Source organism: Pantoea sp. E956-1 (genome assembly GCF_982223955.1).
On record NZ_CEUYZP010000001.1, the window covers coordinates 75887 to 91370 of the forward strand.

Here is a 15484-nt window from a genome sequence, read left to right on the forward strand (position 1 = left end):
ACAGACCATGAAGCAACGGTTGCTGGTGATAGGTAATGGCATGGCGGGAATGCAGATGGTGGAGAGCCTGCTGCAACGTGCGCCACAGCGCTTCGCCATCACGGTCATTGGCCGCGAGCCGCACGGCAACTACAACCGTGTGCTGCTGTCGCCGGTGCTGGCGGGTGAAACACCGTTCAGTGAAACACTGATCCACGATCGCGACTGGTACCAGCGGCACGGCGTCACGCTGCTGACCGGCGAAACCGTGCTGCAGGTCGATCTGGCGGCGCATACAGTGCAGACCGATTATCGCCAGCTGGGCTGGGATCGACTGGTGTTTGCCACCGGTTCACAGCCCCGTTTGCCCGCTATTCCCGGCATCAACGCGGATTGCGTACTGGGTTTTCGCAGTATTGCCGACGTCCGGCAACTCCTGACGGGCCAGGGACCGGTGGTGATATTGGGCGGCGGCTTTCTCGGCATTGAAGCGGCGGCGGCACTCTGTGCCCGTGGAAGAGAGGTCACGCTGGTGCATCACAAGCCCTGGCTGCTGGATCGCCAGCTGGATGCAAAGGCGGGCGAGCTGTTGCTGACGGCGCTGGAAAAGCGCGGTATCCGCTGCGTGCTGAACAGCGGACTCACGGCGATTGACGAGGCGGGTGTGACGCTGACCAGCGGTCGTCACTGCGCCGCCACGCAGGTGGTGATTGCCATCGGCGTTCAGCCGGCGATAACGCTGGCGCAGGCGACGGGGCTGCCGTGTCAGCGCGGCATTCTGGTCGATGGGCAGTTACGCACAGCGGTCCCGTCGGTGTATGCCGTAGGCGAGTGCTGCGAAATTGCCGGCGAAACCTTTGGCCTGGTGGCACCGTGCCTGACGCAGGCGCAGATTCTGGCTGCGCAGCTGGCGGGGTCGCCCCTTGCAGATTTCGTCAGCCAGCCGCAGGCGACGCGGCTCAAAGTCAGCGGTATTTCGCTGTTCAGCGCCGGGGATGTCAGTGAGTCACCCTCTATCAGCAGTTTTGATTCGATCTCTGGCGATTACCGCCGTCTGTTTCTCCGCCAGGGCCGTCTCTGTGGCGTGCTGCTCTCTGGCGACACCCGTCAGGGCCCCGCGCTGCTGGCGCGTCTGCAGCGTACCGAACCTGTCACGCTCGAAGCCCTGTTCGATCACGATCAACCTGAACCGCAGCCGCAGGCTGCAGAGAGTCCTGAGATGAGTAAACCGGTATTAGCCGTGGTGGGTCACGGCATGGTCAGTCACCACTTTCTTGAACAGCTGGTTGCCCGGCAACTGCATCAGCACTATCACATCGTGGTTTACGGCGAGGAGCGTCAGCAGGCTTACGATCGGGTTCATCTGTCGGACTATTTTAACGGCAAAACGGCTGACGATCTGTCGCTGGTCAGCACGGACTTCTTTACCCTGCACGGTATCGAACTGCGCAGCGGCTGCGCAGTCGTGGCAATCGACCGTCAGCAGCGCAGTCTGCGTGACAGCGCGGGTAATGAACTGGCGTGGGATAAGCTGGTGCTGGCCACCGGCTCGCGCGCGTTTGTCCCGCCGGTGCCGGGCCACGACGACGAACGCTGCTTTGTCTACCGCACGCTGGATGACCTCGATGCCATTGCCGCCTGCGCCCGCAATAGCCAGCGCGGCATCGTGATTGGCGGTGGCCTGCTGGGTCTGGAGGCGGCGAATGCGCTGCAGCAGCTCGGGCTGGAAACTCACGTGGTGGAGTTTGCGCCACGCCTGATGGCGGTGCAGCTCGATGAGGGTGGTGCGCTGATGCTGCGCCAGAAGATCGATACGCTGGGCGTCACGGTTCACACCTCAAAACAGACCGAACTGATTGAGCGTCAGACCGATGGCAGCGTGGTGCTGCGCTTTGCTGACGGCAGCAGTTTACCCGGCGATCTGGTGCTGTTCTCCGCCGGTATCCGGCCACGTGATGAGCTGGCACGTGAAGCGGGCCTGACACTGGGACCGCGCGGTGGCATTGAGATCAACGATCGCTGCCAGACCAGCGATGAAGCGGTGTTTGCCATTGGTGAATGCGCGCTGTGGAACAGCCAGATCTTTGGCCTGGTCGCGCCGGGTTATCAGATGGCGCGGGTGCTGGCCGGGCATCTGGCGGCTGAACCCACCGCCTTCAGCGGCGCGGACATGAGTACCAGACTGAAACTGCTGGGCGTGGAGGTGGCGTCATTTGGTGACGCGCATGGTCGCACGCCGGGCAGCCAGCACTATCACTGGACCGACGGGCCAAAAGGTATCTACAAGAAAATCGTGGTTTCTGCCGACAGCACCCGGCTGCTGGGCGGCGTGCTGGTCGGTGACAGCAGCGACTACGCCACGCTGCTGCAGATGATGCTGAATGAGTTACCGCTGCCCACCGCGCCCGAAAGCCTGATCCTGCCTGCACTGGCCGGTGCGCCGAAAGCGCCAGGCGTCGCGGCGTTGCCTGATAGCGCCCAGGTCTGCTCCTGTCACAACGTCAGCAAGGGCGATATCTGCGCGGCGGTGAAAGGCGGATGCGGTGAGATGAGCAGCATCAAAAGCTGCACCAAAGCGGCCACGGGCTGCGGCGGCTGCGCGGCGCTGGTAAAACAGGTGATGGAGTTTCAGCTGGAAAACCTCGGTGTCGAGGTCAAAAAAGATATCTGCGACCATTTCAGCTACTCGCGCCAGGAGCTGTATCACCTGGTGCGGGCCGGTGAGTTCAGAACTTTTGATGCGCTGCTGGCGTCGCATGGGCGGGGACAGGGTTGTGAAGTGTGCAAACCGCTGGTGGCGTCACTGCTCGCCTCATGCTGGAACGACTATCTGCTAAAACCGGCGCATCTGCCGTTGCAGGACACCAACGATCGCTATTTCGCCAATATCCAGAAAGATGGCACCTATTCGGTGGTGCCGCGCGTCCCGGCGGGCGAAATCACGCCGCAGGGGCTGATCGCCATTGGCGAGGTGGCGGCGCGTTACGATCTCTACACTAAAATCACCGGCGGTCAGCGTATCGACCTGTTTGGCGCGCGGCTCGATCAACTGCCTGATATCTGGCAGACGCTGCTGGCGGCGGGTTTTGAAACCGGTCACGCCTACGGCAAGTCGCTGCGTACTGTGAAGTCCTGTGTCGGTTCGACCTGGTGCCGCTACGGCGTGCAGGATTCAACCGCTTTCGCCATCGCGCTGGAGAACCGCTACAAAGGGCTGCGTGCCCCACACAAGATCAAGATGGCCGTTTCGGGCTGTACCCGTGAGTGTGCGGAAGCGCAGAGCAAAGATATCGGGGTGATCGCCACGGAAAAGGGCTGGAATCTTTATGTGTGTGGCAATGGCGGCATGAAGCCGCGCCACGCCGACCTGTTCGCCAGCGATCTTGATGATGCCACGCTGCTGCGTTATGTCGACCGCCTGCTGATGTTCTATATCCGCACCGCAGACCGGCTGCAGCGCACCAGCGTCTGGATGGACAATCTGGAAGGCGGTCTGGACTATCTGCGTCAGGTGGTGATTGAGGATAGCCTCGGGCTGGGCGAGACGCTGGAGCAGGAGATGCAGCGGGTAGTGGACGCGTACCAGTGCGAGTGGCAAACCACGCTGGCGGACCCGTCGCGACTGGCGTTGTTTACGCCAACGGTCAACAGCGACCAGCCTGATGAATCGCTGCACTACAGTCGGGTGCGTGATCAGCGCCAGCCGGAGGCCGTGGTCGCTCGTCCGCTGCTGCAGATGCCCGCCGAGCCGTGGAGCGCCATCTGCGCGCTGGAGGCAATTCCGCCAGAGGCGGGGATTGGGGCGCGACTGGGTAGCGAACGTGTTGCGCTGTTCCGCTTTGGTGATGCGCTCTTTGCGCTGGAAGATCGCGAACCTGGCAGCGACGCCAGCGTGCTCTCACGAGGGATTCTTGGCGATGTCGGGGGCGAGCCAGTGGTGATCTCTCCGCTCTATAAGCAGCGGATACGGTTGCGTGACGGACAGAGCCTGGATAACCCGCAGCATCAGCTGCGCTGCTGGCCGGTGAAGCTGGAAGCGGGTCAGATCTGGCTGGCAAATCGTCCGCTGGATCAGCTGGCGCAGGCATCATGAACAGCACCTGTCCCTATTGTGGCGTCGGCTGTGGCGTCTGCGTCACCCCGCAGGGGGCGCATCAGGCAACCGTAATTGGCGATCCGCACCATCCCGCGAATGCAGGTCGGTTGTGCGTCAAAGGCGCAGCGCTGGGCGAGACGCTGACCCCGCAGGGGCGTTTGCTGAACGCCGAGGTTAACGGGCAGCGCGTCAGCCTGGACGCAGCGCTGGATGCGGCGGCGGCGGGATTGCGGGCGGTGATCGATCAGTATGGCCCGCAGGCGGTGGCGTTTTACGGCTCCGGCCAGCTGCTGACCGAGGATTACTACGTCGCCAATAAGCTGATGAAAGGCTACATCGGTGCGGCCAACATCGATACTAATTCGCGGCTTTGTATGGCGTCAGCGGTGGTCGGGTATAAGTGTGCGCTGGGGGCCGACGCGGTGCCCTGCTGCTATGAGGATCTGGAACAGGCCGACCTGGTGCTGCTGGTGGGGTCTAATGCGGCCTGGGCGCATCCGGTGGTGTGGCAGCGACTGATGCAGGCGAAGCTGCAACGTCCGGCGATGTGTATTGTGGTCATCGATCCGCGGCGCACGGCAAGTTGCGATCAGGCCGATCTTCACCTGCCGGTTCGGCCCGGCAGCGATTCGGCACTGTTTTCCGGTCTGCTGCACTGGCTGGCCCAGCAGAATGGTATTGATACCAGCATGTTGCCGCACCTGAATGGCGTGGACGAGACGCTGACCGCCGCGGCGCAGTGGGATGTGGCGCGGGTGGCGGAGGCATGTGACTTAACCGTGCAGCAGGTCGCGCACTTTTTCCAGCTGTTCAGCCAGCACGATCGGGTGCTGACGCTGTGGTGCATGGGGATTAATCAGTCCGCCACCGGCAGCGATAATAACCAGGCGATTCTTAATCTGCATCTGCTGACGGGCAAAATAGGCCGCGCGGGCTGTGGTCCTTTTTCGCTGACCGGACAGCCAAATGCCATGGGCGGACGGGAGGTGGGCGGCCTGGCGAATCAGCTGGCGGCGCACATGAATTTTACTGAAGTGGATTGCGATCGGGTGCAACGTTTCTGGCACAGTCCGGCGATTGCCCGTGAACCGGGACTGACTGCGCTGGATCTTTTCCGGGCACTGATGGATGGCACGGTGAAAGCAGTGTGGATTATGGGCACCAATCCGGCGGTGTCGATGCCGGAGGGTAACCGCGTTGCGCAGGCGCTGGCGGCCTGTCCGCTGGTGATTGTGTCGGATGTGATGGCGCAGACCGATACCAGCGCCTTTGCCGATATTCTGCTGCCCGCCCAGGGATGGGGCGAGAAGAACGGCACGGTGACCAATTCCGAGCGGCGTATTTCACGTCAGCGCGCTTTTGCTGCCGCACCCGGTGACGCCCGGCCTGACTGGTGGTTGCTGTCGCAGGTGGCCCAGCGTTTAGGGTTTGATGAAGGCTTTAACTGGCAGCATCCGGCAGAGATTTTCCGTGAGCATGCGGCGCTGTCAGGTTTCGAGAACCGGGGCGATCGGGCGTTTGATATCAGCGGCCTGGCACAATTGAGTAACGCTGACTGGGATGCGCTGCGTCCGGTGCAGTGGCCGGTTAACGCTGCCTGTCCGCAGGGCTGCGCCCGGCTGTTTGGCAATCGTCGGTTTTTTCATCCGGATGGTAAGGCCCGGTTGCGGGTGCCAGCCACGCCCGTTGTCGCCCCGCGTGAACCGTCGTATCCGTTGTTGATGAATACCGGACGGGTGCGCGATCAGTGGCACACCATGACGCGTACCGGGCTGGTGCCGCGTCTGATGCAGCATTGCGATGAACCGTTTGTCTCGCTGCATCCGGCTGACGCAGCAAGGTATGGCGTGACGGCGGGCGGACTGGCGCGAGTGCAGTCTGTTCAGGGCTGGATTAGCGTGCGGGTGCGTGTCGATGCCGGGATGCGGCGCGGCGAGTTGTTTGTGCCGATGCACTGGAACCGGCAGTTCAGTCAGCAGAGTCACGTCGATTTGCTGGTGGCCGCCCGTGCCTGTCCGTTTTCGGGGCAGCCCGCGCTGAAGCAGACGCCGGTACGGATTATGCCGCTGACGGTGAGCTGGCAGGGCTGGCTGTGGCAGCGCGAGGTAGCACAGCCCACAGGATTACGTTACTGGGCGCGTACCCCCTATCCGGCGGTGCAGCGTTATGCGGTAGCGGGCGAGGGTTCGCCGCAGGTCTGGCTGGACGGGCAGGCTGTTCTTTCAGGCTGTCACAGGCAGGTTGCGACCGGCAGCGGCAATGATTACCGGTTGCTGGCATGGCGTGACGGCGAGTTGCAGCTGGCGTTTTATGCCGGCTTCGTGTTGCCGTCGATTGATAGCGCGTGGGTCGCCGAGGCCTTTAGTCATGCGCCGCAGGATGCAGCAGGGCGGCACAGTGTACTGGCAGGACAGGCCGCGCAGGGTGGGGCCACGGGACGGATTATTTGCAGTTGCATGGCGGTGGGTGAGCAGACGATTTTGCAGGCGGTGGCGCAGGGGTGTCGTACGACTCAGGCGTTGGGCGAAAAGCTGAAGTGCGGCACGCAGTGCGGCTCCTGTATTCCGGAGCTGAAGCAGTTGTTGCTGTCCGAAGTGATGTCGGAGGAATGATGACACGAGCAATTGATTCTCTGGATAAGTTACTGGCCCCGGTGGAAGCCGTATCGCAACAGGGCGCGGTGTGGCTGGTGGGTGCGGGCCCTGGCGATGTGCAACTGCTGACCGTTAAGGCGTTGCGTTTGCTGCAGCGGGCTGAGGTGGTGGTATATGACCGGCTGGTGAGTGACGCGGTGATGGCGGAGGTGCCGGAGCAGGCGTTGTGTATCGATGTGGGTAAGCAGCCGGGGCAGCATGGTCTGAAGCAGGCGCAGATTAATCAGTTGCTGGTGGAACTGGCGCGCAGTGGACGCAATGTGATCCGGCTGAAGGGCGGCGATCCGTTTGTTTTTGGTCGCGGAGGCGAGGAGATGGTGAGCGTGCAGCAGGCCGGGATTCGCTGTGAGGTTGTGCCGGGGATTACGGCGGCCGTGGGCTGTGCGGCAGCCAGCGGGATTCCGTTGACGCATCGGGATTGCGCGCAGTCTTTGCGGTTGATTACCGGGCATGGGCGGAACGGCGAGCCGCAGCTGGAGGCGGCTGCACTGTCGGCGGTGAATCAGACGCTGGTGTTTTATATGGGGTTGAGCTGGAGTGCGTCAATCAGTGCGCAGTTGCAGGCGCAGGGACGTGATGCGGAGACGCCAGTGGCGATTATTGAGAATGGGACCCGTCCCGATCAGCGGGTGTTGATTACCACGCTGGGTGGACTGGCTGAGACGGTGGCGCGGGATAAGCCGGTGTCACCGTCGTTGCTGATGGTGGGTGAAGTGGTGCGGTTTTATCGGGCGGATTTGCAGGTGGGGATGCAGGTGCAGGCGGTGGGGTGACGGGGCTGCAGGTGCGGGCTTTTGCTGGCAGGCAGGAACGATGTGGCAAGACGGCGCGGCGTGCAGGAAAGGCCTGCCTGATCGCAAAGGGATCCCGCATCCCTGCGGACTGGGCTCGCCATCCATGGCTCGCACACTTTGCTCTTCAGGCAGGCCTTACCTGCACGATTAACGATGGTGCGTGCTTACAGTGGAGGCACCATCGTGCAGGTGAACTGTATAAAAGACGACGGAGCTTTAGCTGGCGTTAAAGCTGCTCCCACGCAGGCAGGTTGTGAACTTTTTTTCGATATGCGTGAAACAGTGCCATTGTCGTACCGAAGAACAGACCTGCGATCAGATTGGGTATCAGCGAATAATTGTCGTCAGACACGCCCGGAAGAGAAGGCAATAAGAGCAGCAGTGGCATCATCAGCGTGTACATGCTGCCAGACACCACAAGATTGAGCCAGAACGGCGTAAAACCCGGGGGCGGAAGATGGATATTCATTTTCCATAACAAACGATGTAAGGGCGGAGCAGAGTGACTCCGCCAAATTCCTTTTTCTGCCATCAAGGCTAAAGCCCGCGCTTTCCTGCGCTCGAAAATTTCGTTTTTCATCGTTTTATCATCCGTTACATCCCTGCTTAGCATTAGCTCTGGAGCGTAACTTAATCCTGTGGCTGTCTGATGACAGCGAGTGGCTGAATCGATGTTATTTCAACAGGCATGACATCGCCCGCTTCAGCGGCAGCGGGGCCACCAGCACTTTCACGCCTAGTGCTTCAAACGCTTTGACCTGCGCAGTGCTGATGCCGCTGTCGGTGATCAGGTAGTGGATATTGCTCCAGTCACAGGGCAGCGCGAACATCGAAACCTTGTCGATTTTGCTGGAGTCAGCGACCACGTAAACCGTGCTGGCAGATTTGATCATCGCCAGCTTTACCTTGATGTCAGTTTCACTGGGGAAGCTCAGGCCCAGACGCGGCGAGATGCAGGCGGTCGCCAGAAAGAGTTTCCCGGCCAGCACGTTTTCGAAGAAGCTGGCCGCTTTTTCGCCGGAAGTCGAGAGCGTCGGAAATTTAAAGGTACCGCCGGTCAGCAGGATGTTGATCCCCGGCTCGCCGCCCAGTTTCAGAGCGATATTCACCGCGGTCGTCACGACTGACAGCCGGCGGATATGGCTGATGGCATCGGTGATTGCGGTGGTCGTGGTGCCGGAATCGAAAATCACCGTGTCGCCATTTTCGATATGCTGCGCCGCCAGTCGGCCAATCGCCTCTTTCTCTTCCAGATGCGTCTGCCGCTCCAGCAGCATCGCCCCGGTATTCTGTTTGCCCGTCATCAGCGTCGCGCCACCGTGGTAGCGCTGTACAAAGCCCTGTTTTTGCAGCATGCGCAGGTCGCTGCGTAAGGTGGCTTCAGTCAGTCCAAAGGTCTCCGTTAAAGCTTTAACCGTGACCGTGCCATCCTCACGGATCATCTCCAGAATTTTCTCGCGGCGTTGCTGCATGTCAGCGAACTGCTCACTTTTGCTTTTCAATCGAAATGCTCCCTTTTCCAATAACCTGAGAAGTCGGGCGAACAAGCTCTTTGTGGCTGAGTTTAACGCGCCATTTTTATGAATGCGAGATAGCCTGATCTGCATTTGATTTTCGAACGAAAATATTAAATGTGCAGGTTATTGAATCTTGCACGCTTTACGGATTGCAGCCAGCTGCCTTTATTTCGGGACTGGAAGGCAGATCACGTCTTTTCAATCAGATAAACCGCTTTGCAGGGCAGATGGTCGAAATTTGATCTGCTCCACACAACGTTTCTTTTCGATAGCTTATATTTTTGTTCGAAAATGAATGAGTCAGCGGCATCGGCAAAAATCTGAGGGGAAGAGTGGGATGAGTGGTGAATATGACGTAAACCTGCGCTACGGCGTGGATACCGCAATGAATCTGGCCGGCAAAGTGGCCGTTGTGACCGGTGGGCTGGGCGGTATCGCGATGGCGACCAATGGCATGTTGCTGGAGAAGGGCGCGAGTCTGGCATTACTCTATCCGCCGTTTGAAGCAGAGAAGGTTGCCAGCCTGAAGGCAGATTTCCCCGTCGAGCGGGTGCAATTTGTCTGCTGTGACGTTACCGATCCCGCGTCGGTTGAACAGGCTTTTGACGATGTGGTTTCCCACTATGGCCGAATCGATATCCTGGTGAACTGCGCAGGCTATGTGATGCTGCAGCCGGTGATCGAAACCGATTTTGCCGAGTGGCAGAAGCAGATTGCGGTAAATCTCACCGGGCCTTTTCTCTGCTCGCAGGCCGCCGCACGGCTGATGATCCGAGCCGGAGCGGGCGGCAAAATTATTAATATCGCCTCCCAGGCGGCCTCCATCGCTATCGACAACCATGTCGCCTACACCTCAGCCAAAGCGGGCCTGCTGGGCATGACCAAAGTGATGGCCAAAGAGTTTGCTCCGCATCGTATCAACGTTAATACCCTGTCGCCTACCGTAGTGCTGACACCGATGGGCGAAAAGGCCTGGCGCGGCGAGAAGGGCGAGCAGATGAAGAAGCTGATTCCGCTCGGTCGCTTTGCCTATACCGATGAGATCGCCGCCGCGGTGCTGTTTTTCGCCAGCAACGGCAGCGACATGATCACCGGCGCCGATTTGATGATCGATGGGGGCTTTACCATCTGGTAAGGCTAATCCAGCACCCGGGAATTCATACCCTGCCATAACGATAAGAGAGAACATCATGAAAAACCGTACCTTGCTGTGCACTGCCGTGGCTGCCTGTCTGGTTTCGCAGGCGGCGTTTGCCGCCGAAAAGGGCACCATTATGATTCTGGTTAACTCACTCGATAATCCCTACTACGCCTCCGAAGCCAAAGGCGCCAATCTCAAAGCGCAGGAACTGGGTTACAAAACGACGGTGCTGTCGCACGGCGAAGATGTGAAGAAGCAGAGCGAACTGATCGACGCCGCTATTGGTAAAAAAGTGCAGGGTATTGTGCTGGATAACGCCGACTCTACCGCCAGCGTGGCGGCGATTAAAAAAGCCAAAGATGCCGGAATTCCGGTGGTGCTGATCAACCGCGAAATCCCGGTGGATGACGTGGCGCTGGCGCAGATCACCCACAACAACTTCCAGGCGGGTTCGGACGTTGCCAACGTCTTTGTTGAAAAGATGGGCGAAAAAGGCAAATACGCCGAACTCGCCTGTAACCTGGCGGACAACAACTGCGTGACACGCTCGAAATCGTTCCATCAGGTGCTGGATCAGTATCCTGATATGCAGAGCGTGGCGCGTCAGGATGCCAAAGGCACCCTGATCGACGGCAAGCGCATTATGGACAGCATCCTGCAGGCACATCCGGATGTGAAAGGAGTGATTTGCGGTAACGGCCCGGTGGCGCTGGGTGCCATTGCTGCGCTGAAAGCGGCTGGTCGCAACGATGTGATCGTGGTGGGCATTGATGGCAGCAACGACGAACGCGATGCGGTGAAAGCGGGCACGCTGAAAGCCACGGTGATGTTGCAGGCGCAGGCGATTGCCGCTGAAGGGGTGACCGATCTCGATAACTTCATTCAGAAGGGCGTGAAGCCGGAAAAACAGCGGGTGATGTTCCGCGGCATTCTGATTACCCCGGAAAACGCTAAAGGTGTACAGGACTTTAACTACAAGTCGTAATTAAACGCTGTCGCGCCTGCGCAAGCGGGCGCCAGGGAGAAGATGATGTCCCGAAGAGTCTGGCTGACGCTGGTGGTCTTGCTGTTAAGCGGCTGCAAAATTGTGTCGCAGCAGGAGCTGGCTGCCCTGAAAAATCCCCCCAATCCGAAAATGGCGAACATCGACCAGCTCTGGCAGCAGAAGCTGGTGCCACAGGTTCAGGCAGAGGCTAAACCGCTGGCGACGCTGATGAAGTCGCTGCAGTCTGCCAAAGACTTTGACAGTGCCTGTCAGAGCTACGGCTATCGCAGTCAGGCTGAGAATCCCTGTGTCTTCAGCGTCTCGGTCAGCGGCGAGGTGACCGCCGTGAATACCACGTCACGCAGCGGAAAGATGACCGTGAAAGATGAATCAGGTGACAGTGTCACTATTCAGGTCGGGCCAATCATTCGTGGCACCGCTTTGCGGGATGTCTACAAAGGCGTCAGCTATCAGGACTTTAATGATCAGGTGCTGTTTGGTGATTACGGTAAGGCGATCAACCAGCACGCCTCCACTCTGATGCAGCAGTTTGCGCCGAAGGTGGGCGATAAAGTGAAGGTTTCCGGCGTGTTCAGCAGCTGGGACATTCCGCAGCAGCTGCCGGATATCACGCCGGCTGCGATCACCCGGCAATAAGGAGAGGCAGATGCAAAATCCTCAACCGCAACCGTCCGGCGACGTGATTATCGAAACGCGCAACGTGTCGCGTCTTTATCCCGGCGTGACCGCTCTCGATCAGGTCAGTTATCGGGTCTACCGCAATAAAGTCAACGTGCTGATCGGTGAGAACGGTGCCGGTAAGTCCACCATGATGAAGATGCTGGCAGGGGTGGAGACGCCGTCGTCGGGCGAGATTCTGCTGGATGGCAAGGTGGTGTCGCTGAGCTCCACGCATCAGGCGGAGAAGCAGGGGATCAGCATCATTTTTCAGGAGCTGAATCTGTTTCCCAACATGAATGTGATGGACAACATCTTTATCGCCAACGAGTTTTTCCAGCGCGGCGTGATCAATGAAAAGTATCAGTACGCGCTGGCGAAGTCGCTGCTGGAGCGGCTGCAGCTGGATGTCGATCCTTACGCGCCGCTGGGTGAGCTGGGTATTGGTCATCAGCAGCTGGTGGAGATCGCCCGGGCGCTGTCGAAGGATACCCGGGTGCTGATCATGGATGAACCGACCAGCGCCCTGAGCCAGTCTGAAGTGAAAGTGCTGTTTAACGTCATCGATCAGCTTAAGCGGCGTGGGGTCACCATTATCTACATCTCTCACCGGCTGGAAGAGCTGATGGAGATTGGCGATCACATCACCATTTTCCGCGATGGCCGTTTTATCAGTGAGCGCGAGGTGCGGGACGCCAGCGTGCCGTGGATTATCGCCCAGATGGTGGGTGACAAGAAAAAGCAGTTCGACTATCAGCCTGCGCCACAGGGTGAAACGGTGCTGGAGGTAGAGGGCCTGACCGCGCTGCATCAGAACGGCGGTTACAAGCTCAATAACGTCAGTTTTACGCTGCGCAAAGGCGAGGTGATCGGCATTTATGGCCTGCTGGGGGCCGGACGCACCGAGCTGTTTAAGGGGCTGATTGGCCTGATGCCCTGTCAGTCGGGCCGGGTTCGGCTGGCGGGCCGGGATCTGGCGAAACGCAGCTTTCAGCAGCGGCTGAAAAGTGGCATAGCGCTGGTGCCCGAAGATCGCAAAGGCGAAGGGGTGATTGAACTGATGTCGGTCACCGCCAACATGACGCTCTCTGACTTCAGCCTGCGCGGTTTTCGCCGTGCGCTGGGGCTGTTAAATCCTGCCCGGGAGCAGCAGCGGGTCAGTGAGATGATCGGCCATCTGGCGATCAAAGTCAGCGATCCCGATCTGCCGGTTACGGCGCTGAGCGGCGGTAATCAGCAGAAGGTGGTGCTGGGTAAAGCGCTGATGACCGGGCCGCAGGTGGTGCTGCTGGATGAACCCACTCGCGGCATCGACGTGGGTGCCAAAACCGACGTCTATCACCTGATTGGCAGTCTGGCACAGCAGGGGCTGGCAGTGATGTTCTCCTCGTCTGAACTGGATGAGGTGATGGCGCTGGCGGACCGCATTTTAGTGATGGCCGATGGCCGGATTACTGCCGATCTGCCGCGCGCAGCGGCAACGCGAGAACATCTGATTGCGGCATCAACCCCGCAGGATTAACAGCCTGATCCATCAGGCTATTTTATTTGTCAGTCTGAACCTGGGCAGTGGTCACACAGGCTGCTTTAACAACCTGAACGCCCGTCAGAGCGGCCCTGAAGGGGCGAGCACAGTGAATAATCCTCGCGTACTGCGTGTACGTGCCGGTTGTTCCGCGCTGTCCGTGTCCAGACTGCCTGCAAGAATTTCACCTGGCGCGCCAGGGCTTAAGCTGGCCGGAGAATGTCATGAACCAAAAATATCTGCTCTATATGTACCTGCTGAAGGCGCGCACCTTTATTGCGTTGCTGATTGTGGTCGGCTTTTTCAGCGTGATGGTGCCGAATTTTCTCACCCCCTCTAACCTGCTGATCATGACGCAGCACGTGGCGATTACCGGCCTGCTGGCGATTGGTATGACGCTGGTGATCCTGACCGGCGGTATCGATCTCTCGGTGGGTGCGGTCGCCGGGATCTGCGGCATGGTGGCGGGCGCACTGCTCACCAATGGCATCCCGTTGTGGGGCGGCAATACGCTGTTCCTCAACGTGCCTGAAGTGATTCTGGTCGTGGCCATCTTTGGCGTGCTGGTGGGGTTGATTAACGGCACGGTGATCACCCGACTGGGCGTCGCACCCTTTATCTGCACTCTGGGCATGATGTATGTGGCGCGCGGGGCGGCATTGCTGTTCAACGACGGCGGCACCTACGCCAACCTGGTGGGCGTGCCCGCGCTGGGCAACACCGGCTTTGCTCTGCTTGGCTCCGGCACTGTACTGGGGGTTTATCTGCCGATCTGGCTGATGCTCGGCTTTTTATTGCTCGGCCTCTACCTGACGCGCAAAACCCCGCTGGGTCGTTATATCTATGCCATTGGCGGCAATGAGTCCGCCGCGCGACTGGCGGGTGTGCCGATTATCAAGGTGAAAGTCTTTGTCTACGCTTTTTCCGGCCTCTGTGCCGGGCTCGTCGGGCTGGTGGTGGCCTCTCAGTTGCAGACCGCGCACCCGATGACCGGCAACATGTTTGAGATGGACGCCATTGGTGCCACCGTACTGGGCGGCACGGCGCTCGCGGGTGGACGTGGCCGGGTTTCCGGCTCGATTATTGGCGCTTTCGTTATCGTCTTCCTGGCGGATGGCATGGTGATGATGGGCGTCAGCGATTTCTGGCAGATGGTAATCAAAGGGCTGGTGATTGTGACTGCGGTGGTCATCGACCAGTTTCAGCAACGTCTGCAAAGCAAAGTGGTGCTGCTGCGTCGCCATGAAAAAAAGCAGCAGGCAGCCCCCCTTAATGATGTTCGTCACAGTTAACAGGAGCGATTATGAGCCGCGAACAACGTGGAAAAACAGTGGTGATTACCGGTGCCTGTCGTGGCATCGGGGCCGGGATCGCGGCGCGTTTCGCCCGCGACGGCGCCAGGCTGGTGATGGTGTCGAATGCTGACCGGGTGTTCGCTACAGCCGACCAGCTTCAGCAGCAGTATGGCAGTGAGATTCTGGCGCTGCAGGTTGATGTCACGGATGAAGCCGCGGTGCAGCAGCTCTATCAGCAGGCTTTTGAACGCTTTGGTCAGATTGACGTCTCGATACAGAATGCGGGCGTGATCACCATCGACCGCTTTGACACCATGCCGAAGAGCGACTTTGAGCGGATTCTGGCGGTTAACACCACCGGCGTCTGGCTCTGCTGCCGTGAAGCGGCAAAGTATATGGTGCAGCAGCGCAGCGGCAGCCTGATCAACACCTCATCGGGGCAGGGACGGCAGGGCTTTATCTATACGCCGCACTACGCCGCCAGCAAAATGGGGGTGATTGGCATAACCCAGAGTCTGGCGCTGGAGCTGGCGCCGTGGAACATTACGGTCAACGCTTTTTGTCCCGGCATCATCGAAAGTGAGATGTGGGATTACAACGATCGCGTCTGGGGCGAGATCCTCAGCAGCGAGGAGAAAACCTACGGTAAAGGGGAGCTTATGGCGGAGTGGGTGAAAAATATTCCGCTGAAGCGTGCCGGTCAGCCAGAAGATGTCGCCGGACTGGTGGCGTTTCTGGCATCAGACGATGCGCGCTACATCACCGGGCAGACCATCAATGTGGATGGCGGATTAATCTTCTCCTGACGGAGGCCTTTTCG

Annotated in this window: 11 protein-coding genes; 9 read left to right on the plus strand and 2 right to left on the minus strand. The window is 59.4% G+C overall.

What is annotated here, in order from left to right; genetic code table 11:
* Positions 1–7 precede the first annotated feature (7 nt).
* From nirB to cobA, 3 genes are read left to right on the plus strand one after another with little or no spacing between them, the layout of a single operon-like run.
* The gene (gene nirB, locus AC0T7J_RS00400) at positions 8–4072 is read left to right on the plus strand and encodes a nitrite reductase large subunit NirB (protein ID WP_473791373.1); all 4065 of its coding nucleotides are present in this window, start codon (positions 8–10) and stop codon (positions 4070–4072) included.
* Positions 4069–6687 (plus strand): nitrate reductase, encoded by a 2619-nt coding sequence (locus tag AC0T7J_RS00405; protein WP_473791375.1) that lies wholly within the window; start codon positions 4069–4071, stop codon positions 6685–6687. The genes nirB and AC0T7J_RS00405 overlap by 4 nt, the downstream gene beginning before the upstream one ends.
* Positions 6687–7502, plus strand: a complete 816-nt coding sequence (gene cobA, locus AC0T7J_RS00410; protein ID WP_473791377.1) for a uroporphyrinogen-III C-methyltransferase — start codon at positions 6687–6689, stop codon at positions 7500–7502. The genes AC0T7J_RS00405 and cobA overlap by 1 nt, the downstream gene beginning before the upstream one ends.
* 247 nt (positions 7503–7749) lie before the next feature.
* Here cobA and AC0T7J_RS00415 read toward each other — a convergent pair whose 3' ends face one another.
* Positions 7750–8103, minus strand: a complete 354-nt coding sequence (locus AC0T7J_RS00415) for a DUF6404 family protein (RefSeq protein ID WP_473791379.1) — start codon at positions 8101–8103, stop codon at positions 7750–7752.
* Positions 8104–8197: 94 nt separating this feature from the next.
* On the minus strand, positions 8198–9025 hold the full coding sequence (locus tag AC0T7J_RS00420; protein WP_473791381.1) for a DeoR/GlpR family DNA-binding transcription regulator: 828 nt from the start codon (positions 9023–9025) through the stop codon (positions 8198–8200).
* A 352-nt stretch (positions 9026–9377) separates the two neighbouring features.
* On the opposite strand from AC0T7J_RS00420, the gene AC0T7J_RS00425 reads away from it, so the two are divergent.
* The 6 genes from AC0T7J_RS00425 to AC0T7J_RS00450 all read left to right on the plus strand — a co-directional run bounded on the left by AC0T7J_RS00425 (position 9378) and on the right by AC0T7J_RS00450 (position 15470).
* Positions 9378–10175 (plus strand): GolD/DthD family dehydrogenase, encoded by a 798-nt coding sequence (locus tag AC0T7J_RS00425; RefSeq protein ID WP_473791383.1) that lies wholly within the window; start codon positions 9378–9380, stop codon positions 10173–10175.
* A 55-nt stretch (positions 10176–10230) separates the two neighbouring features.
* The gene (locus AC0T7J_RS00430; protein ID WP_010670004.1) at positions 10231–11166 is read left to right on the plus strand and encodes a D-ribose ABC transporter substrate-binding protein; all 936 of its coding nucleotides are present in this window, start codon (positions 10231–10233) and stop codon (positions 11164–11166) included.
* Positions 11167–11211: 45 nt separating this feature from the next.
* On the plus strand, positions 11212–11823 hold the full coding sequence (locus tag AC0T7J_RS00435; protein WP_473793144.1) for a DUF2291 family protein: 612 nt from the start codon (positions 11212–11214) through the stop codon (positions 11821–11823).
* 10 nt (positions 11824–11833) lie between these two features.
* Positions 11834–13366: a sugar ABC transporter ATP-binding protein gene (locus AC0T7J_RS00440; RefSeq protein WP_473791385.1), complete on the plus strand. Its 1533-nt coding sequence runs from the start codon at positions 11834–11836 to the stop codon at positions 13364–13366.
* 227 nt (positions 13367–13593) lie between these two features.
* Positions 13594–14661 (plus strand): ABC transporter permease, encoded by a 1068-nt coding sequence (locus AC0T7J_RS00445; RefSeq protein ID WP_473791388.1) that lies wholly within the window; start codon positions 13594–13596, stop codon positions 14659–14661.
* A gap of 11 nt (positions 14662–14672) precedes the next feature.
* Positions 14673–15470 carry a glucose 1-dehydrogenase gene (locus AC0T7J_RS00450; RefSeq protein WP_473791389.1) on the plus strand — a complete coding sequence of 266 codons (798 nt, stop codon included), beginning with the start codon at positions 14673–14675 and terminating at the stop codon, positions 15468–15470.
* The last annotated feature ends 14 nt before the right edge of the window (positions 15471–15484 follow it).